We start from the raw sequence: 24,265 nt of genomic DNA on the forward strand, positions 1-24,265 counted from the left end.
GGGGTGGAGATGCCTAGGTTGGTGGGGCCGTGAGTTGCAGGTGGAAGCTGGTTGTCTTTTTCCCTCAGGTCTGATGTCAACTCAAAGTTTTTCTGAAAAAGAAAAGAACGAATAAGCACGGGATGTTCTTGGTTGCCTTCGGTCAAAGCCTGCCCTTCACATACGGCCAGCTTACGGTCTGTGGAAGACACCCAAATATCAACTAGCCTTTTGTCAATAACTCGTAGTGGCGACGAGCTATATATCTCTTGCCTAGGGGCTTTTGTATGATTTATTTTTAGGGCTGATTTTTTGTGGATGATGCTCTTGTTCGTGTTTTTAAGTTTCAGTTTCTGATTTAGTTTAGCGGTTACATATTTTTTTAGTGGGGTGTTGTTTAAAAATAATCTACTCTGTCGGCGTTGTTGTCTTAAAGATTAGAGCTGTGGTCGGGCAGAAGGAGGGGGAAAATGGTAAAAGTAAAGCCAATAATGAAAATGCCGGAGTTTCTGGTTTTTTTAAAAGCTCTCGTTATAGGGTTTGTTGGTGCGGAAGTATGGAGAGTTGCATCCTATCTTGGTGGAAATTTTGCTCCGTTGTTGCAGGATGTAGCCTTTGCTGTACAGCTGCATATTGTTTTAATCGTACTAGCGCTTTGTTTTGTATACGCTTTAGTACGAGGAGCATTTGTCGAGTTCGCAAAAATAGCTCGTAGCTTTCGAGTTGATTTGTTGATAGCGATTGGTGTCGGGATCTGGATCAACGAACTCACCTCTCCCTTGCTGGTAAAACTTCATGCGATATTAAATACTATGGATCCATATTGGACACCGGCATTGCTTATCCTGCTCTGTACTGTTCTGATATCGCCATTGGTACAGCAGTTTTGGCCTAGAGCTAAGAAAGCAATTTCGCAACTTTATTTTATTGCTGATGAGGAAATATCTGATAAAAGTCAGGACGTGCTTTTAAGCGAAACTCAGGCCAAGTCGTTCGCTGAAATGGTGCTCGCAAGTGGTGCCCATGCTGGACTTGTGTTCGGAGTAGATGGCCCATGGGGAGTCGGTAAGACAAGCTTTCTAAATCTTGCAGAGCGTCATTGGGAAAGTGCTGAAGACAGGGTAATTGTTGTTCGTTTTGAACCTCTTCGTTACGCCTCAGAGCCAGATCTTGCAGAACGCTTGATAAGGGATTTGTCCGCTGCGATCCAACGTGAGGTATTCGCTCCCGAATTTCGACCTGCCGCTTCCCGATACTCGCGACTGATAAAGGGAAAAGCAGATATTTCCTTTCTCGGTTTTAAGTTGTCATTGGAGCCTTCTCAGGAAACTGTAGATGAGCTCTTGGATGATATTGATGAGGTCCTTAGGCGAATTGATCGTCGGGTGATAATTGTCATTGATGATCTTGATCGTCTAGACGCAAAAACTACAAATTCGGTTCTATTTGCAACGCGACGTACCTTCAAGTTGTCACAGGCGACTTACGTGCTTTGTTATGATACAGAGATACTCGCCGGTAATCATGAGGAAGATTCAAGGGCTCGTGAGTTTCTAGAGAAGTTCGTAACGGTAAAGATCAGTTTATTTGTCGATAGCTCCGGTATCCGGGATTTTTTGCTCAGGGACTGGCAGCGTGAGGCCAATCAACTGGGTTCGATCCCTTCTGATACGATGGTGAAGTTGGGGGCGATACTCATTGAGTTAGCGAATATTCTTAATGGTAATCTTGCAGCTAGTTACCTCCCTCTTGTTGGAAATCTTCGGAAAATAAAACGTTTCGTTAACGCTATGCTGCTGATGCAGCTCGAGCGCAGTGATTTGGCTCGGACAGACTTTAATGGTCGTGACCTTATTAATCTTATACTTTTACATTTGAATTACCCTGGACTATTTAGGCGTGTTTACGCTGAAGAAACGGAGGGGCGGTCGGGATCTTTTTCGCTTTGTCGTCTTTATGGGAAGACTGACTACAGTAATTCACCTGATTTTTCAAACCACCTGGATGGACAACCGGAACCTGCTAAATTTTTATTAAAACAACTTTTCGATGTGGAGACACTCAATCTTCCTGCCCGAAGAGACGTAGAAGAGGCGGTGTTGGCGACACGTGCTTGCTTCAATCATGAATCTTTCAGAAATCTAGAGAACTACCTGAAACTCATCGTGAGATTTGCCACGCCAGAGCCGCAGAAGACATATATTCTCTACCATAATGCGGTTGAGCGGGTTCGCAAGGGAGATGCAATAGACTCAATTCTTGTGTCCCAGAATTTTCAGCTGGAGCAGGGGCAGCATTCCCATGATCAGTTCTGGCGAATATTTGTAAATCGAGCTTATGACATAACCACGGCTGTCGCTGAAGATGCATTTAATACTCTTGTTGACTACTTGCCTAGATACTCTGCAGTCGGATACAAAGATATAGGTTTGCGGCAAAGATCTATTTACTCCTTAATTAGGCTTTTAGATCGTGCTGGGTGGGGGCAGGCAGTTGGGAGGAGGGTTGACAATTCACCGGAAAATATCGTTGAAATTGCATGGCGAGTTTTTGGCGAGCACGCTTACGTGGGGAAGGGCTTATTAGAGCAACTTGTAGCGAGCAGTCGTGGAGTTTTAGGGTGGAATGACCTGATGTTGTTTCGGCTTCAGTGCTGCGCTGACCGGCAGGGGCAGGTATATAATCTTCATTCAGCTCTAATAATAAATCAGGATCCAGGTGCACCTACAAACGGTTCGGTGGAAAAACTTACCATAATGGGTATGAGAAAAATATCTCAAGAAGTTTTTTCTCTGTTTAAAGCCAATTATATTGATGCAAAGGAAAATTTTTTCGCAGCAGTAGACAACACTCCCTCTGAAAATTTCCTCGGTGATGCTAAATCTAATGGTGAGGCTGCTAGCTCCCCAGGTGATGATTCACTAGATCGAAGAGTTTTGGCGGCGCGTTGCGATTTGAAGTCGTTTGTAATCTACCAACTCATTAACTCAGAGCTTCCACATGGGAAGGGGGTAGGGTGCGGCTATTACGATATGGTTGGCAAAGAGGATGCTGGGGGCATTGCCTGCTTGATGAATAAATATGTATTTGGGTTTTGCTTCAATCCGGTTGTTGACGAAGATAATGTTTTCCATTTTGTCGACCACTGCTTGGCTAATTTGAGTAATTCCTTTTTCACGGATTCGGATGAAACAGGTTATGTTGCTACGAAAGATGGATTGTTGGAAGGGTTTGACCCGAAAGAAATGCGCCAATACTGGATTCAGCATCGAGATCTAATCCGTCAAAAAGTTAAGAAGGTCGAAAGTCGATTTGTATTCACATCTGCCTACACTGCCTCTTACAAAGAAGAATTGGATGGAGTTTTTTCTGTGTTGGACGAATTTGCCGCAGAACCGGTGGTCGAAGTGCTGGGTAAATGACTGCGTCAGGTTTTTAACCCAGCTGCATTGACTTGTCGTACGATTTTGGCAGGAAAACGGGACTGATTTGTTTCAAGGAAATAAATCAGTCCCCAATCTGGTTCCGTCAATTGGCATGGTCGAAAATTTCACAGACAATACCCTTCGGTCAGTGATCGTCTGCCCAGCAAATCGCCAATTTCATGGCTTTATAGGGATAGCTAGAGGTTAATTAGGATGCGCCAATATTCAGAAGAGGAAGTACAGGATCTGACGGATAAGGTTTTCTTGCTGAGAGATCGTATAGACGCGGGAAAAATTCATTTTGCTGCGCACTTGGTGGATGAATTCAGACAAAGTTTCGAAGCTATCCGGCTACGTCCTGACGGCTTAGTTGACCCCACAACGGTCGACGGTCGAATCAGAGCTTCTACTCTTGCGATTAGAGCCTTTGCTTACCGAGACGAAGCTAAGCAATCGGTGAGCCTGCATAAAATTCAGACGTTATATTTTGATTTTTTGTCTAGAGAGTTCGGTTTTCTTTACGAGCCAATGTCTAAGGCTGGTGCCTCACCTGCTCAAGCAGCCGCCGTCGCAGTGAGGAATGATGAACTGGTAAAAGGAATTTCCGAGGCTTTACCAGATATGGCAGAAGGTATAACGGAGTTTTGGTCGTCGGTCGCCGATCCAGCAGCATTTCATCTTCAAGATGGGCAGCAGCTTAAAGCAACTTTTTCTGGTGATCTCTTCCCGGCTCACTGGGAAAACGTAGTTTCAACAGCAGGATTATATATTGATACCGTTGTTCTCCCATGCCCGATATTGAAAATCGCTCCACTTTTGCAAGCCTTGCCGTTAAAAAAAGTTGTCGAGTTGTTAATAAAGCACGTGCTAACCGCAATGACGTACAGGAACATTGCTCTAGCGGAAGTTGACCCTCCGTTGGTCGTCATCTCTCCAAATCCAAAGGATGTCAATGATGACGATCGAGCGGAGTTAGCCGCGCAGAGTCAGTTACTCTCATGCAATCATGGAGGATACCTGTTTGGCCGCGACTTCGACTCTGTTGAGCATTTTGCGGACTTCTGCTCCCATTTAGAGTCAATCGAAAATGTACTTGCTGAGTTAAAGGGTGCCGATAGGTTGATTATAGACGCTGAATGGGGTCGGAGTGCCATGGCTCAGCTCGAAATGGCCATGAAAGAGGGGTCTACTCCGGGGTTAAATCCAGAGTTGGCTGGGAACCATGTGCTATATGCTTGCTTGGGTCGTATGCCCCAAGCGTTGGCCTCTCAGCAGTATGCTACCCATTTCGGTGGCACCCCGTTTATTGGAGCCGAGACCTCGTGGCAGTATTTTAATTGGATGCTAGATTATCAGGGAGGTGCAATAAAGCGTCCGGGTGATGATCGTCAAAGCATGCATATTGTCCGGGCGCTAAGTGCTGAGGCAGGTAATAATTTACTGTGGCTTGGAAATATACCTCCTGAGACGGTTCTGGATATTCGAAGGGCGGGCCTAGCTGAAGAGGTGAGATCGATTTTAGGCCATGGTGTGTCTGAACTTGTAAATCTGCGACCGGATAATTACTTCAGAACCGCTGATCAAGTAGTGGAAAATCTAGATCGCGCATTCCGTGAGCACCAGGTATTGCTTAAAGAGGCACGCGCGAAAAAGTTGAAGCTGTATGGAATTGACGTCGCATCATGCTTGGCTGTTGGTGCTATTGGCGTTGCTGGCGCATTAACAGGGAATGTTGCGCTTGGTGCAATTGGCAGTGTGTTAGGCGTAGCTGGGATCCCGAATCTTAAAGATATAAGAACGAAATATAAGGATCTACAAATAGAACAGAAGGCTCGCGCAAACTCTCCAACAGGTATGTTGTTTAGGCATTTGAAATAAAAATTTTTAGAAAAAGGGGGCTGATTTATTTTCTTAGAAATAAATCAGTCCCCTTTTTTCAGATAATGAAAAAATGGCCAAGGCGCTGGGGTCTCTCATGATTAATGCACCAAGAATAGATGAGCGGTGTATTATGGTGCTTGGGCATAGCGGAACTCGTCCACTTGCTAATGCACCGGCGAAACTTGTCAATATTATGGATGCTGCATCGAAAAAACTATATGGTTCGATATTTAGGCAGAACTACTCTAGAAACGCTCCGCGCCTGTAAAACTTGTTAGGATGAGAAAGAAGGGGGGTGATCTATTTCTTAGGAAATAAATCAGTCCCCTTTAGGTTGTCCCCTTTAGTTTCCTGATATATGACTCTTTAAAGTTTGAGAAGGCGTGCTGCGTCTACCGCCAAAGGCTTTGAAATTCATTTGTTTGTTATTTTTTTGTTTGTATATTGAATGTTAAGTTTTCTGGTAGACGGTATAGCAAGGATCGCTTAATCTCTCCTTGGAATGCTGTTTGTTCGCGTATATTTTGTTTGATAATTTTGAATATATCATGTGGGATTCTGGGGTCTATCATGATCTGAGTGATAAAATCATAAGGTTTAATGTCATACTTGAATAGTTTGCTTTCGTCGGAGTTCTCAGACCAATCACAAAACATCAATCGAATTTCATTTTCATGCCTGAAGGCTCGACGTTTTAATAAGAGGGAGTTAAAAAGCTTGCCAAATGTTATTTCGCCATGATGAGTAAAGGTGTCTTTAGCTCTTTTAAGGATTTCTGCTTCTCTTAAATATTCAACTTTACCAATGCAGTGTTCGCAATTTTCTCTATCTATAGTTGCTACACAAAGACTGTTCAGTAGTTGGCCAATGGTTGTTCGAATTCTAATTCCATCTTTTTTTGAGGAGTAGATCCTCCACATGGCATCGGATGAGTTCTCTAGAGTCCAGCATTGTCCATATATTCGATTGTGAACGTCGTACTCAATTAGTCGGCCCGATTCGTCTCTCAGTTTTGACTTTAAAGCAAAATTTTCGAAAGTGTCTTCCCAAAGGCTTGGCTTGACTAAAGTGTTTTTTCTTGTTGAAAATAGCTCTATTAGTCGATCGTATGAAATGATCCGGTAAATGTGCTGCTCTAGTTTTCTCTCGTCTAAATTAAGATACATTTAAAATCCTTTTGATGGTCATATTTTTGCTAAGTAAAAATTGGCACCTGATTTGTTTTGTTGAATTGGTTAATTCACTTTTGAATGATATTTCTATTGAATAGTCCCTACTCGAAACGAGCTCGAGTAGGGGTGAAATCCGTCAGTCTTTCTTGGACGGTGGCGGCGGTGGAGGCGATTTCGGGAGGTTTCTCCCGTGATCTTTAACGAAGCGCATCGGAGGTGGAGGAGGTGGTGGAGGCTTTTGATTGCTCATGCTGGTTCAGCTCCTGCTGATGGGTGTAAAACGGAACGAATGACAACACCGAAAAAATCATAGTGAGCGTTACGGAATTTGCTAGCGACACCAGTTTTGAGCCGCGTTTATCGTTGTTCAGCGTGTTAACGGTTGCACCTTCAATGTAGTAGTTCAAGATTATCGTCTTGAAATAGGTTTCTGCGTCATCTTGATTTTCGCCGTGCACTGCGAAATGAGCAGTTGCTTCGGCATGATAGTTCTCCAGCTCAGTAAGAGTTGGGAGCCCTCTGTCAAAATCACGTATCTGCCAGGATGAGCGGAAGTAGTAAATTCCGCAAAGCAGGCAGAAGACGGCGGACAAATACAAAATCCAAAATGAGATGCCGGCAAAACCATCTTCTGAGCCAGGAGCCTTTCCCAGCATGTAGGAAAGGAATGAGAGCAATACGCCTAAGATCGCCAAGGGGAGGTTGAGCCTCGAAATGAGCTTTTCTTTGCGTTCCAGTTCGTAAAAATAAATCTTTTCGTAAAATGCAAACCTTGTCGCTTCGTCCATGCCGTCGTCCTTTTAGCTAGGAATGGTTGGCATCTCGCTATATCAACTACTCAATCAGCGCTTTTTGTATTGAGTTTCGCCCTACATCGCATTGACTTCGATGCCTTCAACTGCCCAACTGAATTTTAGCGAGGTTCAAAGCGGACGGATCCATTTACTGAGAACGAATCCGTCCTCAAGGGCAGATTTCAGGACAGAGACTGCAAACTCCCGGTTAGTCTCCAGGCTTATGCTTGTGGATAGGTAAAGTCGGGTGCTTTTTATCATTTGGTGGATTCACGTGCCGTCTGCGGTCTTCCTTGCCATCTTCTCGCTTGGGCTTCGGGCCTGGCTTGATATCAGTAAACATAGATACTCCTGTAAAGAACGGTGATGAGAAACTCTGAAAAAGTAGCACATGGCCACTCACTTGGCTTATTCCGTTTTGAATACAGATTGGGAGCAGCCCTCAGGTCAACGTTCAAGCGGCTTTCTGATAGAGTCCGCACTCGTTCAATCCGCTGACAGGAAGTCAAGCACATGGCAAAACCTGCCGCACGCGTTACTGATCCAACCTCCTGCCCAATGCCCGGGCATGGTCAGAAGGCCATCGCCTCAGGATCCCCCGACGTGTTCTTCGACGGCCTTGCTGCCGCCCGTAAAGGAGATACCTGTACCTGTGGAAGTGCCTTGGTGTCAGGTGTTTCCGCCACAGTGTTCATCAACGGCAAGAATGCTGCGCTGATCGATACCACAGGTTCACACGGCGACGTTGTGATTGGTGGTTCGGGGACAGTCATCATCGGGGATTCGCATACCCCGGCACCTTTCATTCCTCCTTTACCTCTCGCCATTCAGAAACGATTCGGGCAGTCGTTCAGTGTTACCGACAGTGAGACGGGTAAGCCGTTGGCGTTTCGTGACTACGTTGCGACGGTCAATGGCGTCGAGACCAAAGGCGTCACCGATGCTGATGGCATCGCACACATCAAAACGCCGACGCCCAATGCCCAAATCTCACTTCACATCACGTTCAATGCCCCAGCTCGAACGCTTCATGAATTTTCGGAGAAACAGTAATGGCCGCGAGTTTTGCGACACAAGCAATTGCTCAGGAGATTAAGCCGGGCGAGTTCATGTGCCCTATACCGGTGGCTGTGAATGATCGAGCGGCTACTCGTGAGGCGATAATCAAACGGGTTCGGGATTTGAAGGTCACGTTTGTCGAGCGCTCGTCCTGGAAAGCGTTGGATGGCAAGAAGGATATGGTTAAGGATTGGGACTACACCATGATCGCTTTGCACCACGCGGGCCGCAGCCATAGCTGCACTCCCGGAGCGGAGCAGATGCAAGAAATCCAGAAAGGACACCTGAGCCAGAAGTACGACGATATTGGCTACCACTACGGCATTGATTGCACTGGGCAGGTTTTTGAAGGTCGTGACATTCGGCTTCAGGGTTCAAGTGTTCTGAAATACAACACAGGGCTGATTGGCATCGTTCTGCTGGAAAACCTTACGACACCGGAGGAGGGTGGCGATTGGGTCGCCAAAGGTCGGGTGGCTCTGGATAGCATCGGTTACAGCACCACAAACGTGATTCCCAAGGAGCAAATCGTTTCGCTGATGCACCTGATCGACGCATTGAAAAGCGTGTTTTTTATCAAGAATTTTGGTGGCCACCGGGAATATCCAGGACAAGGCTCTGAAGGGAAAATTTGCCCCGGCAACATTGGAATGGAGCTGGTCAGAAATATCAGAGCTAAAACCCAACTGCTTCCACCGCCGGCGCCACAGCAATGAAAAAGCTTTTAATCGCAGCAATCCTCGCCGTAGTAACCGTGCTCTACGTCGGCTACTACGAAGCCCTTGAGGACGGAGACATCGAGACCATTGTCTTCATCAAAAAGCACCCGACGTTTCAGATGAAGTTCTACAACATCCATGCGAACGATGGAGAGATCAGGAAAGTGGAGCGCCTAACGGCAGAGGAACGGGGATGGATTATTGATTACTGCAGGTATCGCTTGGGAATCGACACCGACCTGAAGACTCAGGATGACGTCGAGATGTGCCGCAAAAAATAGAAATGCTCATTTGGCCGAGGTCGTCAGTTACAACTGACAACCTCGGCCATTTTCTTTCTGGCTATTGAGCTACAGCGTTCAGCCGATCACGTCTTCACCTCAACATGATCCAACGCCTGATTCACCGCCAACCCCGCAACCATAACCACCTGCGCAATACCCAGCGCAGTCTTGCGGTGGGCGGGTTCCAGGATCGCGGCGAAGTTGCTGAGCATTTCGCTGGCGGAATCCAGGGACTCGCTGGCGTTGGCCAGGAGGGATTCGCTGTTGTAGGCGGGGTTGGCCAGGAACATGGGGTCGTGTTTGGTGTGGCTGCCCATGATGCGTTGTTGTGGGGTGAGGTAGTGGTCGAGGGCGCGTTCGGCGGCTTCGTTGAGGGTTCGGGAATCGGGGAATTGGTAGGGGGAAACCGGGTCGGTTTCTGGTGGGTTGGGTGTTGGCTTGATCATAGATGTAACTCCTCATGCTTCAAAAAGGGAGGCCATCCAATTTCGCTACCAAACGAAGGTGGCGGCCATGCTCAGGTTGGTAGACCGGCACATGAGGAACCCGGCGCACCCGAAGGTGCCCTGTGCATGACCACCATAAAGCCGAGACGAAACGACGCCGCGAATGGTGATGCTGTGCAACTCTCATGTGCGGGCTACCAAACCCGATCACTGTTTTTCAGTGACCCGGAAACGATAAAACCCGCACCCTGGACGCACAAGCCGGCGGATTCTGGCGTAGTCGTAGGCAATGACGCAAGGCGTTGTAGCCTTGAGGAAGTAACGATGAGTGTCTTTAAACAGAGTTAAAGAAGTCGGTTAAACGGGTGGGTCAAAAGCGACGATCACCTGGTCCTCCCGATACGTCGGACCGCCCGGAGGGAGAGGGGACTGACCGGGCTGGCTGGCGTTATACATCGGCCTGAACGACCACAAAAAAGGAACAGGTTTCTGGCTTCAATCCTTTTCAGGGCATTTGAAATTCCAGGAATAAATCTTCATGTCTTTGACCTCTTCGCCGACCGTTCCTACACCTAAACAATCTCCGTTCTTGATGTAGTTGAAGCTGCAGTAACGGACGCCCTCCGTGCAGGACTCGATTTCATTGAAGCCTTTTCTTTGGATGACGCTTTCAACCCCGAACTCACCTGAGTAGGTCGGGTTCGGCTCCCAGCCATTTTTGATCAAAGCTTTTCGGGCTTTCGAAAATGGCATTCCCTTTTTGATAGGAAGGTCTGCTGCGCTAGAAAATAAACTGACGCAACCTAAAAGGCTGATGGCTAATGGTTTTAGGTTCATTTTTTGATGCCTTTCCAACTGCAGTTTTTAAGTCGCCGCCGATCAGCGGTTCGTACGTTGCGCAGGAGCTCAACGGCAATGGGGAAAAGGGGACTGAATTATTTCATTCAGTCCCCTTTGTTTCTTAACCCGCGTCACCGCTATCTGGCTCTGAAGGCGCATCCGGACATTCATCGCTCCATCGCGTAACCGTCATGTCTTTGAGTCGCTCACCAATGGTGTCAACGCGCAAGCAGGCGTTTTTCTTCGAATAGAACAGGATGCAGCGCGAGCTATCAAAAGAGCAGGTATCGAGCTCCAGGAAATCGCGTGCAGCCAGCTCCCGCTCGACACCACTGTATTCATAGCCATCGCGGGTGTGCATCCGGGTTGGCTTCCATCCTTGTTTGATTAGCTTGGATCTGGCCGACACCAAGGTCTCATCGACGGCGATGCCTGCTGGCCCGTGTTTGTTGTTTGTCGCTTGCGAGCCGCCGGCATGCGCAAGGCTTGTACCGGTGCAATACATTGCGAAGAGCAAGAGGATCGGGACCTTCATCTGACATTTCTTCCGGTTGACGTCCATGTACCTATGCTTCGAGCAGGATGCCTGAGGCAAAAGTTGCGCTCAACAGCCGTCATAAAGCACTGATGTTTCGAGCTCGGAACCCGTAGCCAGAAATCCGGATTTTCCCTACAACGAATACCGATCCATCCTGCATTCAAACCTGAGCCCGTTCGCCAAAGTCCCCCGTTTTCAGAACGGGACACGGACGTGACCAGACTCATCCCGCAAAGCGAACACCATGGCCAGCGCGACCAGATCCTCGATTCCTACCAAGCCTTGGAGGACTTCCGACAGGCATTGAATCGCCCGGACGAGCTGCCCGGATTCGACGACCTGTTAAACGCCATGGGCCTGCATCGTTCGAACTACATGCAAGGCGCGAATGAGCGGAAACTTATCGATGCTGTGCGTAACGGTGAGTGGACACTGGTGAAACCGCGCACGGCTACAGACAGCGGCGGCGCCTCCTGGAACGCCTTCAAACCCAAACCCGAGCCACCTCCCGCACAACACCTGGTGGAGGAACACGCCTACACCTTGCCGCAACCCGCTGAATCGGGTTTTCACATTGTTCAGAAACCCATGACGCTCGAAGCGCTTGAACGGGAGTTGTACGAAGTCAGGCCCGGCGATTCACTGCGTCGCGAATTCCGTTCACTCAATCGACATCTGGGTGAGCAGGTCAAGCCTGGGCAAATGGTCTTGTTCAGCGACTCACGCAACTACATGTGCCGGCGCGAAGAAGCACAGATGATGGCCGCTGCGGAGAAGGTGAACGAGGCGTTGAAAGATCTCTCGGATGAAGAGGCTTCGTTCATGGTTGAACATCATGAGGTCATTGAGCCGTTTCTGGAGGTGTCGGCGGGCACATTGGGCGTGGCGTCATTCATGATCGGCCATCATCTGGAAGGGTTGAAAAACACCCTCAAAGAGTTGGAACAACTGCATCAGCAGCAATACACCCAACATCGCCATCTGCATTCCCCGGAGTTCTTTGCCAAACGCAAACGTCTGATGGCGAAACTGGATGCCAGCCTTGGGCCGCTGGTACGCAAAGGCACAGGTCTGCCAGATCATCCAAAACTCAAACGTGCACTGGGATTGTCCAGTCGCCGAATTGTTCACCGATGGGGCAAGGCAGGCGCACCGGCACAACTGCCCGGATATGCGACCAACATTGCGGGCGTTGCCAGAGCAGCGAAGTTCATGAAGGGAGGTGGCTATCTCGGCATAGGTCTGCAACTGGGCGCATCCAGCTCGAAAATCTACGAGGTATGCGCGTCCGACCGCGAGGCGGAATGCAGGCAAGTGAGGTTTGTTGAGGGAGGGAAAATGGTCGGCGGTACCGCCGGAGCTCTCGCTGGTGGATATTTCGGCGAGAAAGTAGGTTCGGCGGTATGTGCGAAGTTGAAAGGAATGGGAAAACTGGTGTGTGTGCTTGTGGTCGGTGCGGCAGCGTCCGTGGAGGCAGGAACTCAGATGACTGAAGGTGGTGCGTATTTAGGACAAAAAATCTACGAGTACTCCGAATGATAGAAGTCAACAGCACGGTATATGCCTTGGCTTGGGGAGTGCTGATCCTGCTCGCAGTGATCAACTGCGCAATGATTTTCTACGCCGTTTATACAAAACTCGAAGCGCTGGAAAACCACTTTGACGAGTGGCTTTACCTGACCACGGACTGGCGTTCTTCAGGTGGGAGTTTTCACTGGAGATCTCGTCGAATGGCAGAGGTCAGCCGGTTGATTACCTCCAAGAGTATCCAACGGCAGGAACCGTTGCTGATCGACGCTGTTCAACAACTCCCCAGAGGACTCAGGTTCTGGGCTACGTGTCCGTTTCATGTCGGCTATTTCGTCTGCGGTGGGACGTCACTGCTTTGGCTGTATGGGAAATACAGAGGTTTTTTGTAATGGGGCAAAGCGAAAAACTGTGGTGGTGAGTTTTCAGGACAAAAAATCTACGAGTATTCCGAATAATGGAAATCACCCAATCAGCATTCGCTTGGGCCTGTGGAACGCTGATCCTGCTGGGCATCATCAACTGCGCAATGATTTTCTACGCCGTTTATACAAAACTCGAAGCGCTGGAAAACCACTTTGACGAGTGGCTATACCTGATCACGGACTGGCGTTCTTCAGGTGGGAGTTTTCACTGGAGAACTCTTCGAATGGCAGAGGTCAGCCGGTTGATTACCTCCAAGAGTATCCAACGGCAGGAACCGTTGCTGATCGACGCTGTTGAGCGCCTTCCCAGAGGACTCAGGTTCTGGGCGACGCGTCCATTTCATGTCGGCTATTTTGTGTGCGGCGGGACGGCGGTGCTTTGGCATTACGGGAAATACAGAGGTTTTTTGTAATGGGGCAAAGAGAAAAACAATCCCTCGGTGAAGTGGTTTACGAAGTCTCTCCCCATGACTGAAATCAAACTTCTGTTCGCCGCCACTGGCATTGGGTTACTGGTGCTGATCATTTCCAACGTTCTGGTGATGATTTATGTCGGGTATTTCAAGCTTTCCGAAATCGAGTCGCACCTTAAAAATTGTTATCTGCTCCAGAATTGCCCGCAGAAAGGAAGTGCCGGTTTTTGGGCGCGCAGGTACAGGCTCAATCTGATCACTGCTTTGGTTCGCAAGCGTCCTTCGCGCCTGTTGCTGGATAATCCGAACGCCCTCGAAGATGTCCGGCGCCTTCCGCTGAATTTGCGGCGGTGGGTCGAAATTCCATATCGATTGAATGCATTTTCTCTGCTGGGAATTCTGGCCTTGTATGGTTGGGCGGAATATCTAGGGCTGTTCGAGTAAGTGCCGTTGAGAAGCCGGTCGTCTATCAAAGGGTCTTGGTGGTCCGACGCTTCGAGGGGGGGTAGGGCTAAGGACTTTCCGGCCGGCTAAGCAACGTCTCCAGCCGCGCAAGCGCCGGCGCCTCCTGGGTGCGATCAAAAACCTGCACACCGACCTTGAGCAACCGCCCATTCTCTGCCGTACCAATCACCTGCTCACACCGCAACAACAACCGCCCTTGATCACACTCAACCGCCTTGACCCCCATCGGCAATCGCCCCTCCAGCCGCAATTCCGCCATCCGGCTCTGCGCCGCAATCATCGCAATCGAACGATCCCGCAAAACCCCGCTGCTCTGCGTCATCAACCCCGCCATGCGCACGGCGGCGGACATGGCCACGGCAATGATGGCCAGCGCCACCAGCACTTCAATCAGGGTGAAACCCGCTTCTCGGGAACGCGCTCGCATAAGTGGCCCAGAGGCAAAACACAGCCCTCGACGCTAACGCCCGTGCTTGACGGCTTGACGACGAAAACACCCGAGGATTTTCAACATCCCTGACATATCTTCTTGCAACACTGCGCGTCGAATCGAATCAAGCCAGGGAATGACGAGATGGATATCGCGCAATTCAAACAGCCCAATCGACCGAGCCGGATGCCCCGTGGGCAGCAGGGTTTTACGCTGATCGAGATCATGGTGGTGGTGGTAATTCTCGGGATTCTGGCGGCGATGGTGGTGCCCAAGGTGCTCGACCGGCCGGATCAGGCGCGGGCCACGGCGGCGAAGCAGGACATTGGCGGGTTGATGCAGGCGCTGAAGCTGTATCGCCTCGATCACGGCACTTACCCGAGCCAGAGCCAGGGCCTGAAAGTGCTGGTGGAGCGGCCGGCCGATGCGAAGAACAGCAACTGGCGCTCGTACCTGGAGCGTCTGCCGAATGACCCGTGGGGTCGTCCTTATCAGTACCTCAATCCCGGTGCCAACGGCGAGATCGACATCTTTTCCCTCGGCGCCGACGGCCAGCCTGACGGCGACGGCGTGAATGCCGACATCGGTTCCTGGCAGTTGTAAGGCCGGTCATGAACAACCCATCGAACCAGCAGGGGATGGCGATCATCAGTGCGCTGCTGATTGCGGCGGTGGTCGCGGTGATCGCCGCCGGCATGCTGACGCGCCAGAGCGTTTCGACCCGGGCGCTGGAAGCCGAACAACTGCGCGTGCAGGGCCGTTGGCTGTTGCACGGCGGGCTGGAGATCAGCCGGCAATTGTTGTGGGACGCCCGGCAGCGCGATCCGCTGACCCGACTCGATCAACCCTGGGCGCAGCGCTTGAACACTCAGGGTTTCGAGGGGCGGCTGGAGGACGAGCAGGGCAAGTTCAACTTGCGCAATCTGGTGGCCAACGAGCGGATTGATGACACGCAGGTGCAGGCGTTCGAGCGTTTGTGCGAGTTGATCGGTGTGAACGGCGGCTTGAGCCGGCGCATCAGTCAGCGGGTGATCGGCTCTTATCCGCACCTGTTGAATGCTCAAGTGGTGGAAAAGCCTGTGGCGAAAAACACCTTCGACAGCGGGCGCGCCACGTCGCCGTCCGCGTCGCGCAAACCGCAATCGCCGACCTTGCCGATGCTGCGCACGCTTGATGATTTGCGCAGTGTCGACGGGGTCAACGATGCGCTGTTGGCGAAGCTCGCGCCGTACCTGACGGTGATTCCGGCGACCACCTGGCTCAATGGCAACACCGCCACCGCGCCGGTGCTGGCGGCGTATGTGCCGGGGCTGTCGCTGGAGCGGGCGCAGGCGTTGATCAATGAGCGTGACGCTGGGCGCTGGTTTATCAATCGCGGGGATTTCGTCAATCGCCTGCGCTTGCCGCAACTGGAGATCACCAGCGTCAAGGTCGGCATCACCAGCGACTGGTTCCGGCTGCGCGGGCAGGCGAGGCGGGATCAGCGGCGGGTCAGCCTCGATGCGTTGTTGCATCGCAGTCAGGATCGGTTGCCCCAAGTGATCTGGTCGCGGGTGGGCGTATGAGCCAGTTGCGCGTGAGTTTGCCGCCGCTGGCGGAGTTGAGTCTCGACAGTGAAGTGGGTTGTGCGTGGCTGGATCGTCAGGGGCAGGTCACTCGCCAGGAACGCGTGCGACTTGGCGCGCTGGCGAAGCAACCGCTGGTGTGTTTTCTGCACCCGTCGGACAGCCTCTTGGCGAGCATCGATTTGCCGCCGTTGCCCGCGAATAAAACCGCTGCGGCGGTGCAATGCGCGGCGCAGGCCTTGATGCTCGGCGACAGCGCCGAGATGCACATCGCTCACAGTGCGCGCAATGAAAGCGGTCAGGTGCAGATTGCCTGGGTCGCGCGTAAGGATTTGCAGCACCTCGGGCAATTCGGTTTGAACCTCAAAGGCCTGTACCCGGCGGCCTACAGTTTGCCGGTGATGGCGGGCGGCGTTGGTTGCCTGCACGACGATCATCTGTTGCTGCGCCACGGCCCGAATGCGGCGCAGGTGCAGCCGATGATCGATGAAGCTTGGCTGCTGGAAACCGGTTTGCCGGCGCACTGGATCGGTGACGGCGCGCCGGAAGCGGTTCAATCAACGTTGGCCGACACGCAACGTTGCTCCGGCCCGTTGCCGAGCTGGGGCCTGCACGGCGGCCTCCAGCAACCGGGCACCGAACATCGCGGCTGGGGCAGGGCGCTAGGTTGTTGTGCGCTGGCGTTGGCGGTGTGGGTGATCGGTTTGAACCTGTACGCCGCCCGTGAGGCCGGGCAGGGTCAGCAGCTCAAGGCGCAGATGGCGCAGCGGGTGAAGCAGGCGTTCCCCGAGTTGCCGGTGATCCTTAATCCGTTGCAGCAGGCCCGTCAGCAAATCGCCGCTCGCCAGCAAGGTGCGACGGATGCGCCGGGGCAGGATTTCACGCGGCTGGTGTTGCAGGCCGGCAGTGGCATGCCGTCGATGGCCGGCACGGTGCAGCGGTTGGAGTTTGTTGACGGTGCGTTGCAGTTGAGTCTGCTGCCCGAGGCCCGGCGTTCGGGCAACGACAAGGACTGGCAAGGCACGCTGGCCCAGGCCGGTATCAGTATCAGCCCGAATGATGACGGCTGGGTCCTGCGCCCGGCCGGCGAGGCGACCGCCGCCACCGACAACGACGACAGCAGCGGAGCCGAAGATGAATAACCCATCGCTTGCGAAGTACCGCGCCGGTTGGCAGCGCTTCAATGCTCAGTTGCAGGCCCGTTGGCAGCCGTTGGCCGTGCGGGAAAAACGCATGGTCGGTGGCATGGTTGCGTTGCTCTTGGGGCTGTTTGTGTGGGTGGCGTTGGTTCAGCCGCCGCTGAAAAAGATCGCCGCCTCGCAAGTCGAAACCCCGAAATTGCGCGCCCAGGCCGAAGCGCTGGAAGTGCTATTGCGCGATGTCAGCGTGCGCCCGGATGGGCAGAACCTGGAGCAGTCGCTGCAACAGACCTTGCAGGCCAGCGGACTGGGCGGCCATTACCAATTGGCGGCCGCGTCCGCCGGCTGGCAGTTGACCTTCGACGCGGCACCGGCCGACGCCGTGCTCGACTGGCTGTTGAGCCAACCCCGGAATTTTTCACTGCAAGTGGTCGAGGCCCGTCTGCAACGCGCAGACGACGCCGCGACCGATGACACCGCCGGCACTCTGTCGGGCACCGTACGCATGGATCAGGCGCTGGGCGCTAAGGAAGCTTCATGAAGGGGGCAGGCTCCAAACGCATGGCGTTGCCGATGTTGTTGATGGCATTGAGCGCGTGCAGCAACACCACACCACCGAATCAACCGCCGCTGCTGGTGGACAGCGAACTCGGCCGGCCGCTGGCCAACACCCAGCGCAGTGGCGACGCGGTGCTCGACCGCGAACGTGCGCAGGCTCAGGCAAGACCTGCGCCGAAGCAATTGCACAACATCACCGAACGCGCCCGTAGCGGCGGTTCGGCGCGGGGCACGACGTTGCCGGCCAATCCGTTGGGCGATCAACCGGTGACGCTGAATTTTGTCGATGCGGATATTCAAGCGGTGGTGCGGGCGTTGTCGCGCTCCACCGGCCAGCAGTTTCTGGTCGATCCTCGGGTCAAGGGCAACCTGACGCTGGTCTCCGAAGGCCAGGTGCCGGCGCATCAGGCTTACGACATGCTGCTGGCGGCGCTGCGCATGCAGGGTTTCAGCGTGGTGGACGTCGGCGGCGTGGCGCAGGTTGTGCCGGAGGCTGACGCCAAACTACTCGGCGGGCCGATCTACAGCGCCGACAAACCGGCCGGCAACGGAATGCTCACTCGCACGTTCCGCCTGCAATACGAGAACGCGGTGAACCTGATCCCGGTGCTGCGCCCGATCGTCTCGCCGAACAACCCGATCAATGCCTATCCGGGCAACAACACCATCGTCGTCACCGATTACGCCGAGAACCTGACGCGGGTCGCGCAGTTGATTCAGGGCATCGACACCCCGAGTGCTATCGACACCGACGTGGTGCAGATCCAGAACGGCATTGCCGCCGACATCGCGCCGATGGTCGCCGACCTGCTCGATGCACCGGGCAATGATCCAACCCAGAAAATCGCAGTGATCGGCGACCCGCGCTCCAACACCATCATCATCCGCGCCGGCAGCCCGGAGCGCACGGAGCTGGCGCGTAATCTGATCTACAAACTCGACAACGCCCAGAGCAATCCGAGCAATCTGCACGTCGTTTATCTGCGCAACGCCCAGGCCGGCAAACTGGCCCAGGCACTGCGCGGATTGTTGACCGGCGAGAGCGACAGCGGCACCAGCGACAACGCGCGCTCGGTACTCAGCAACATGGGCAGTTCCACCCAATCGGGCGGTGGGCAGAACGGCCAGAGCGGTACGCAAACCAACGGCAGCACGTCGACCACCAACAGCGGCAGCACCGGCGGCAGTTACGCTCAGGGCAGCAGCGGCACCAGTGGCAGCAGCAATGCGCAAAGCAGCGAACAGAACGTCGCCTTCAGCGCCGGCGGCGTGACCATTCAGGCGGACGCGACCACCAACACCTTGCTGATTTCCGCGCCGGAACCGCTGTACCGCAACCTGCGTGAAGTCATTGATTTGCTCGACCAGCGCCGCGCGCAAGTGGTGATCGAAAGCCTGATCGTCGAAGTCGGCGAGGACGATGCCAGCGAATTCGGCGTGCAATGGCAGACCGGCAATCTGGCCGGCAAAGGCGTGATCGGCGGCGCCAACCTCGGCGGCTCGGGGATCAACCTCAACGGCAAGACCAGCCTCGATGTGCTGCCGCAAGGCCTGAACCTCGGCTACGTCAACGGCACCGTCGACATCCCCGGCATCGGCAAGATCCTCGACCTGAAGGTGCTGGCCCGGGCCCTGAAGAGCAAGGGCGGCACCAACGTGCTGTCGACGCCGAACCTGCTGACCCTGGACAACGAAGCGGCGAGCATTTTTGTCGGCCAGACCATTCCGTTTGTCAGCGGCAGCTACGTCACTGGCGGCGGGGGCACCAGCAACAACCCGTTCCAGACCGTGACCCGTGAAGAGGTCGGTTTGAAACTTAACGTGCGGCCGCAGATATCCGAGGGCGGCACGGTGAAGCTCGACATCTATCAGGAAGTCAGCAGCATCGACGAGCGTGCTTCGGCGGCGTCCACCTCCGCGGGGATCGTCACCAGCAAACGCGCGCTCGACACCAGCATCCTGCTCGATGACGGGCAGATCATGGTGCTCGGTGGCCTGCTGCAGGACGGCTATAGCCAGAGCAACGACGCGGTGCCGTGGCTGTCGAGCATTCCGGGGATCGGCGCGCTGTTTCGCAACGAACGCCGCTCGATCACCAAGACCAACCTGATGGTGTTCCTGCGCCCGTACATCATCCGCGACAGCGCGGCGGGGCGCAGCATCACGCTGAACCGCTACGACTTCATGCGCCGTGCTCAGGGCGGTCTGCAACCGGAGCGCAGCTGGGCGATGCCGGACATGCAGGCGCCGCAGTTGCCGACCGCTGCGCAGGGCGTGCCGGCAGCCGTTCCGACTTCCGGGCCCCGTGCGGTCATCAAGGCTGTGCCGATTGAAGCAGGCCCGCGGTTATGAGCAGCCTGCCTTACGCCTGGGCCAAGGCGCAGCGGATTCTGCTGCGCGACGGCGTGCTGACGGTGTGCCCGTCGACGCCGGGCTGGTCGATCAGCGAAGTACGGCGGCAGTTCGGCGCGGCGAAGCTTGAGCGGGTTCGCGATGACGAACTCGACGGCTTGCTTGCCACGGCCTACGCCGATACCGGCAGCGCAGCAGCGGTGGTCGGGGCGGCGGAAAACGAAGTCGACCTCGACCGCCTGATGCAGGACATGCCGGAAATCACCGACCTTCTCGACACCCAGGACGGCGCTCCGGTGATCCGCATGATCAATGCCTTGCTCACCCAGGCGGCGCGGGACGAGGCCAGCGACATTCATATCGAACCGTTCGAAACTCATTCGGTGGTGCGCTACCGGGTCGACGGCACCCTGCGCGACGTGGTCTCGCCGCGCAAGGCGTTGCACGGTGCGCTGGTGTCGCGGATCAAGATCATGGCGCAGCTCGATATCGCCGAAAAACGCCTGCCGCAGGACGGCCGCATTGCGTTGCGCGTGGCGGGGCGGCCGATCGACATTCGTGTTTCTACCGTGCCCACCGGCCATGGCGAGCGGGTGGTGATGCGTCTGCTCGACAAAAAAGCCGGACGTCTGCATCTGGAAACGTTGGGCATGGACGCGCAGGTGCTGGCCAAACTCGATCACCTGATCCGCCAGCCCCACGGCATCGTGCTGGTCACCGGCCCGACCGGTAGCGGCAAAACCACAAGCCTTTACGCGGCACTGGCGCGACTCGATGCGAGCACCAGCAACATCCTCACCGTGGAAGACCCGGTGGAATACGACTTGCCGGGCATCAGCCAGATTCAGGTCAACGCCAAGATCGACATGACCTTTGCCCTGGCGCTGCGGGCGATTCTGCGTCAGGACCCGGACATCATCATGATCGGCGAGATCCGCGACCTCGAAACCGCGCAGATCGCGGTGCAGGCTTCGCTGACCGGTCACCTTGTACTCGCAACGTTGCACACCAACGATGCGGTGTCGGCGGTCAACCGTTTGATCGACATGGGCGTCGAGCCGTTTCTGCTGGCCTCGTCGATGCTCGGTGTTTTGGCGCAGCGCTTGGTGCGGCGCCTGTGCAATCAGTGCAAACAGGAAGACCCGGCCACGCCCGGCACCTGGCGCCCGGTCGGTTGTGCGGCGTGCAATCACACCGGTTACAGCGGCCGCACCGGCATTCACGAATTGTTCTGCATCGATGACGACATCCGCACCCTGATTCACCAAGGGGCAGGGGAGCAGGCGTTGCGTGCAGCGGCGAGCAAGGCCGGGATGTTCAGCCTGCGCGAGGACGGTGAACGCTGGATTCGCAGCGGTGCCACGGCGCCGGAAGAAATCCTTCGTGTGACACGGGACGCCTGATGAATCGCTATCGTTTTGAAGCCGCCGATGCCAGCGGCAAGATCGAATCCGGGCATCTGGAAGCGGAGAGTCAGGGTGCCGCGTTTGGCGCGCTGCGCGGTCGTGGTTTGACCGCGTTGTCGGTGGAGAAGGAAAGCAACGTCTCCCAGCACGGCGGCGGTGGTTTGTTCAGTGCCAAACTCTCGGACAACGATCTGGCGTGGGCCACCCGGCAGCTATCGAGCTTGCTCGGCGCCAGTCTGCCGCTGGAGGCCGCGCTAAGTGCCACGGTCGAACAAGCAGAGAAAAAGCACATCGCTCACACCCTCAGCGCCGTTCGCGCCGACGTGCGCAGCGGCATGCGTCTGGCCGAAGCGCTGGCGGCGCGGCCACGGGACTTTCCGGAGATTTACCGGGCGTTGATCGCGGCGGGCGAGGAGTCCGGGGATCTGGCGCAGGTGATGGAACGGCTGGCGGATTACATCGAGGAACGCAACAACCTGCGCGGCAAGATTCTCACCGCGTTCATCTATCCTGGCGTGGTCGGGCTGGTCTCGATCGGTATCGTGATTTTCCTGCTGAGTTATGTGGTGCCGCAGGTGGTCAGCGCGTTTTCCCAGGCGCGGCAGGATCTGCCGGGGCTGACGCTGGCGATGCTCAATGCCAGTGATTTCATCCGCGCGTGGGGCTGGTTGTGCGCGGGGATCATGGCCGGGGCGTTCTGGAGCTGGCGCCTGTACTTGCGTAATCCGGCGGCGCGCTTGAGTTGGCATCATCGGGTGCTGAAGTTGCCGCTGATCGGGCGGTTTGTGTTGGGGCTGAACACCGCACGTTTCGCCTCGACCCTGGCGATTCTCGGTGGTGCCGGAGTGCCGTTATTGCGGGCGCTGGAGGCGGCGCGGCAGACCTTGTCGAATGATCGCTTGAGCTTGAGCGTCAATGAGGCCACCGCCAAGGTGCGAGAGGGCGTCAACCTGGCGGCTGCGCTGAAAGTGGAGAACGTGTTCCCGCCAGTGCTGATTCACCTGATCGCCAGCGGCGAGAAAACCGGTGCGCTGCCGCCGATGCTCGAACGCGCTGCGCAAACCCTGTCCCGCGATATCGAGCGCCGGGCGATGGGCATGACCGCGCTGCTTGAGCCACTGATGATTGTGGTAATGGGCGGGGTGGTGCTGGTGATCGTGATGGCGGTGCTGTTGCCGATCATCGAGATCAACCAGTTGGTGCAGTAGGGTGTGTCTGTTGGTTTGATGTTGTCTGTGCCGGTCAGAGCAATAAATAATTCAGGTTTTTTTCAGCGACCTCAGCATCACCCGACCCTCATTCCTCCCATCCTCGGGTTCTCCTTTCTGTCATCTGCAACGGCCCTTCAAGGGTTGTGGCCGATTCGCTCGAAAAGCCCGCCGCAGACACTCCGGATAGCCCCCGGAACACCCGAGAAAATCCCTCGAAAATCACCTCGCACCTCCCGAGGTTTTTTCCTTTATCTGTCACCGGAAACTGCGAATTTCTCAGTGCGACTTAACCACGGACCCCGCTTGCGAAGGTCAGCGGTGAGTCTTCCCAGTGTCATGCAAGTCCCCTGAAAACCTGTGTTCACAACCAACGTTGAAAAGGAGATTCTTCATGTTCAAGCGCACTCTGATCGCAGCTTCCCTGACCGTCGCTGCCCTGGCTTCCGCCCAGGCCATGGCCGCCAACGTCACCGGTGGTGGCGCGACTCTGCCTGCCGCTCTGTACAAAGGTTCCAGCAACAGCATCCTGCCAGCCAACTTCAGCTACGTGGGTACCGGTAGCGGCACTGGCAAGACCGCTTTCCTGACCAACAACTCGGCACTGTTCAGCACCACCGGTTCGGTTCACTTCGCCGGTAGCGACTCGATCCTCAGCGCTTCGGAAATCAGCACCTACAACGCCAACTTCGGCGCTTCGTACGGCCCGCTGATTCAACTGCCTTCGGTGGCCACTTCGGTTGCCATTCCCTACAAAAAAGCCGGCCAGACCGCTCTGAACCTGACCAGCGCTCAGCTGTGCGATGCCTTCTCCGGCGCCAAAACCACTTGGGGCGCTCTGCTGGGCACTTCCGACACCACGCCGATCCGCGTTGTTTATCGCAACGTGTCCAGCGGCACTTCGGAAATCCTGACCCGCCACCTGAACTCGGTCTGCCCGACTCAGTTCACCACCAGCTCCACGTTCACCAGCGCTCGTCTGCCAGCCGGTTCGACCCTGCCTTCGAACTGGGTAGGCGTTGCCGGTACCGCTGATGTGGCCACTCAAGTCAACGCGGTTGACGGTTCCATCGGTTACGTCGGTCCGGACGGTGTGAACGCCGCCAGCAACGCAGTGGTTGCTCGCGTCAACGGCGTACAGCCAACCACCGCCAACGTTTCGCTGGCCCTGGGTTCGGCTGCTCTGCCAACCACTCCTTCGAACCCTTCGCAGTGGGTACCGGTCGTTCCTAACCCGGCCAGCGGTTACCCGATCGTGGCTTACACCAACCTCATCTTCGGTCAGTGCTACAAGGACGCCTCGGTGGCCGCTGATGTCAAAGCCTTCCTGACCACTCACTACAGCAACCCGGGCAACAACGCTGCCACCGTGGCGCACAGCTTCACTCCGGTTCCAACCAACTGGAAAGCCGCTGTGACTGCCAACTTCGTCACCAACACCTCGGGCAACAACCTGGACATCAACAACGCCAGCGTCTGCAACGCTGTCGGCCGTCCTTTGTAAGCCTCGCTTCAGCGCAATGAAATGGCGGCAGCCTTCGGGCTGCTGCCATTTTTTTTGGCCGATCTACTCCTCATTCATGAAGTTTGTGTGACATCCGTTCGGTCGCGGCCCTCGCCAACCGCCTATGTCGTAACAG

At 54.7% G+C, this 24,265-nt stretch carries 23 protein-coding genes; 17 read left to right on the top strand and 6 right to left on the bottom strand.

What is annotated here, in order from left to right; translation table 11 throughout:
• Nucleotides 1-449 precede the first annotated feature (449 nt).
• On the top strand, nt 450-3,401 hold the full coding sequence (locus CAF73_RS02790; protein ID WP_085701838.1) for a KAP family NTPase: 2,952 nt from the start codon (nt 450-452) through the stop codon (nt 3,399-3,401).
• Nucleotides 3,402-3,617: 216 nt separating this feature from the next.
• Nucleotides 3,618-5,282, top strand: a complete 1,665-nt coding sequence (locus CAF73_RS02795) for a hypothetical protein (RefSeq protein ID WP_085701839.1) — start codon at nt 3,618-3,620, stop codon at nt 5,280-5,282.
• 428 nt (nt 5,283-5,710) lie between these two features.
• Here CAF73_RS02795 and CAF73_RS02800 read toward each other — a convergent pair whose 3' ends face one another.
• Both CAF73_RS02800 and CAF73_RS02805 read right to left on the bottom strand, forming a co-directional pair.
• Nucleotides 5,711-6,451 carry a DUF2971 domain-containing protein gene (locus tag CAF73_RS02800; RefSeq protein ID WP_085701840.1) on the bottom strand — a complete coding sequence of 247 codons (741 nt, stop codon included), beginning with the start codon at nt 6,449-6,451 and terminating at the stop codon, nt 5,711-5,713.
• A gap of 203 nt (nt 6,452-6,654) precedes the next feature.
• Nucleotides 6,655-7,245, bottom strand: coding sequence for a hypothetical protein (locus CAF73_RS02805; RefSeq protein WP_256574592.1), 591 nt, complete (start codon nt 7,243-7,245; stop codon nt 6,655-6,657).
• Between the two features lie 519 nt (nt 7,246-7,764).
• Between CAF73_RS02805 and CAF73_RS02810 the strand changes: the two genes are divergently transcribed.
• From CAF73_RS02810 to CAF73_RS02820, 3 genes are read left to right on the top strand one after another with little or no spacing between them, the layout of a single operon-like run.
• On the top strand, nt 7,765-8,304 hold the full coding sequence (locus CAF73_RS02810; protein ID WP_085701841.1) for a PAAR domain-containing protein: 540 nt from the start codon (nt 7,765-7,767) through the stop codon (nt 8,302-8,304).
• Nucleotides 8,304-9,026: a peptidoglycan recognition family protein gene (locus tag CAF73_RS02815; protein WP_085701842.1), complete on the top strand. Its 723-nt coding sequence runs from the start codon at nt 8,304-8,306 to the stop codon at nt 9,024-9,026. Before CAF73_RS02810 ends, CAF73_RS02815 begins: the two co-directional genes overlap by 1 nt.
• Nucleotides 9,023-9,310, top strand: a complete 288-nt coding sequence (locus CAF73_RS02820) for a hypothetical protein (protein WP_011334569.1) — start codon at nt 9,023-9,025, stop codon at nt 9,308-9,310. The genes CAF73_RS02815 and CAF73_RS02820 overlap by 4 nt, the downstream gene beginning before the upstream one ends.
• 86 nt (nt 9,311-9,396) lie before the next feature.
• Here the strand turns inward: CAF73_RS02820 and CAF73_RS02825 are convergent, their stop codons facing one another.
• The 3 genes from CAF73_RS02825 to CAF73_RS02835 form a co-directional block, all read right to left on the bottom strand.
• Nucleotides 9,397-9,759 carry a DUF6124 family protein gene (locus CAF73_RS02825; protein WP_085701843.1) on the bottom strand — a complete coding sequence of 121 codons (363 nt, stop codon included), beginning with the start codon at nt 9,757-9,759 and terminating at the stop codon, nt 9,397-9,399.
• A 495-nt stretch (nt 9,760-10,254) separates the two neighbouring features.
• Nucleotides 10,255-10,596 (bottom strand): hypothetical protein, encoded by a 342-nt coding sequence (locus tag CAF73_RS02830; protein WP_256574593.1) that lies wholly within the window; start codon nt 10,594-10,596, stop codon nt 10,255-10,257.
• Nucleotides 10,597-10,720: 124 nt separating this feature from the next.
• Nucleotides 10,721-11,134, bottom strand: coding sequence for a hypothetical protein (locus CAF73_RS02835; RefSeq protein ID WP_085702182.1), 414 nt, complete (start codon nt 11,132-11,134; stop codon nt 10,721-10,723).
• 216 nt (nt 11,135-11,350) lie between these two features.
• Between CAF73_RS02835 and CAF73_RS02840 the strand changes: the two genes are divergently transcribed.
• From CAF73_RS02840 to CAF73_RS02855, 4 genes are all read left to right on the top strand, one after another.
• Nucleotides 11,351-12,676, top strand: coding sequence for a hypothetical protein (locus tag CAF73_RS02840; RefSeq protein ID WP_085701844.1), 1,326 nt, complete (start codon nt 11,351-11,353; stop codon nt 12,674-12,676).
• Nucleotides 12,673-13,056, top strand: a complete 384-nt coding sequence (locus CAF73_RS02845) for a hypothetical protein (protein WP_085695865.1) — start codon at nt 12,673-12,675, stop codon at nt 13,054-13,056. The genes CAF73_RS02840 and CAF73_RS02845 overlap by 4 nt, the downstream gene beginning before the upstream one ends.
• A 65-nt stretch (nt 13,057-13,121) precedes the next feature.
• A complete protein-coding gene (locus CAF73_RS02850; RefSeq protein WP_085701845.1) occupies nt 13,122-13,502 on the top strand; it encodes a hypothetical protein in 381 nt (126 codons plus the stop codon).
• Between the two features lie 54 nt (nt 13,503-13,556).
• Nucleotides 13,557-13,946, top strand: coding sequence for a hypothetical protein (locus CAF73_RS02855; RefSeq protein WP_085701846.1), 390 nt, complete (start codon nt 13,557-13,559; stop codon nt 13,944-13,946).
• 67 nt (nt 13,947-14,013) lie between these two features.
• Here CAF73_RS02855 and gspI read toward each other — a convergent pair whose 3' ends face one another.
• Nucleotides 14,014-14,394 (bottom strand): type II secretion system minor pseudopilin GspI, encoded by a 381-nt coding sequence (gene gspI, locus CAF73_RS02860; RefSeq protein ID WP_085701847.1) that lies wholly within the window; start codon nt 14,392-14,394, stop codon nt 14,014-14,016.
• Between the two features lie 147 nt (nt 14,395-14,541).
• Here gspI and gspG point away from each other — a divergent pair, with 147 nt between their 5' ends.
• From gspG to CAF73_RS02900, 8 genes are all read left to right on the top strand, one after another.
• Nucleotides 14,542-15,000: a type II secretion system major pseudopilin GspG gene (gspG, locus tag CAF73_RS02865; RefSeq protein ID WP_025109838.1), complete on the top strand. Its 459-nt coding sequence runs from the start codon at nt 14,542-14,544 to the stop codon at nt 14,998-15,000.
• Between the two features lie 8 nt (nt 15,001-15,008).
• Nucleotides 15,009-15,962 carry a type II secretion system minor pseudopilin GspK gene (gspK, locus tag CAF73_RS02870; protein ID WP_085701848.1) on the top strand — a complete coding sequence of 318 codons (954 nt, stop codon included), beginning with the start codon at nt 15,009-15,011 and terminating at the stop codon, nt 15,960-15,962.
• On the top strand, nt 15,959-17,104 hold the full coding sequence (gene gspL / locus CAF73_RS02875; RefSeq protein ID WP_085701849.1) for a type II secretion system protein GspL: 1,146 nt from the start codon (nt 15,959-15,961) through the stop codon (nt 17,102-17,104). The genes gspK and gspL overlap by 4 nt, the downstream gene beginning before the upstream one ends.
• A complete protein-coding gene (gene gspM, locus CAF73_RS02880; RefSeq protein ID WP_085701850.1) occupies nt 17,097-17,642 on the top strand; it encodes a type II secretion system protein GspM in 546 nt (181 codons plus the stop codon). The genes gspL and gspM overlap by 8 nt, the downstream gene beginning before the upstream one ends.
• On the top strand, nt 17,639-20,011 hold the full coding sequence (gene gspD / locus CAF73_RS02885) for a type II secretion system secretin GspD (RefSeq protein ID WP_085701851.1): 2,373 nt from the start codon (nt 17,639-17,641) through the stop codon (nt 20,009-20,011). The genes gspM and gspD overlap by 4 nt, the downstream gene beginning before the upstream one ends.
• On the top strand, nt 20,008-21,414 hold the full coding sequence (gene gspE / locus CAF73_RS02890; protein ID WP_085701852.1) for a type II secretion system ATPase GspE: 1,407 nt from the start codon (nt 20,008-20,010) through the stop codon (nt 21,412-21,414). The genes gspD and gspE overlap by 4 nt, the downstream gene beginning before the upstream one ends.
• Complete coding sequence (gene gspF, locus CAF73_RS02895; RefSeq protein WP_085701853.1) at nt 21,414-22,625, top strand: type II secretion system inner membrane protein GspF; 1,212 nt, start codon at nt 21,414-21,416, stop codon at nt 22,623-22,625. The genes gspE and gspF overlap by 1 nt, the downstream gene beginning before the upstream one ends.
• Nucleotides 22,626-23,019: 394 nt before the next feature.
• Entirely contained in the window at nt 23,020-24,129 is a 1,110-nt protein-coding gene (locus CAF73_RS02900) for a substrate-binding domain-containing protein (RefSeq protein WP_085701854.1), read from the top strand.
• The last annotated feature ends 136 nt before the right edge of the window (nt 24,130-24,265 follow it).

This window comes from Pseudomonas sp. B15(2017) (assembly GCF_002113215.1).
Taxonomy (GTDB): Bacteria; Pseudomonadota; Gammaproteobacteria; order Pseudomonadales; family Pseudomonadaceae; genus Aquipseudomonas.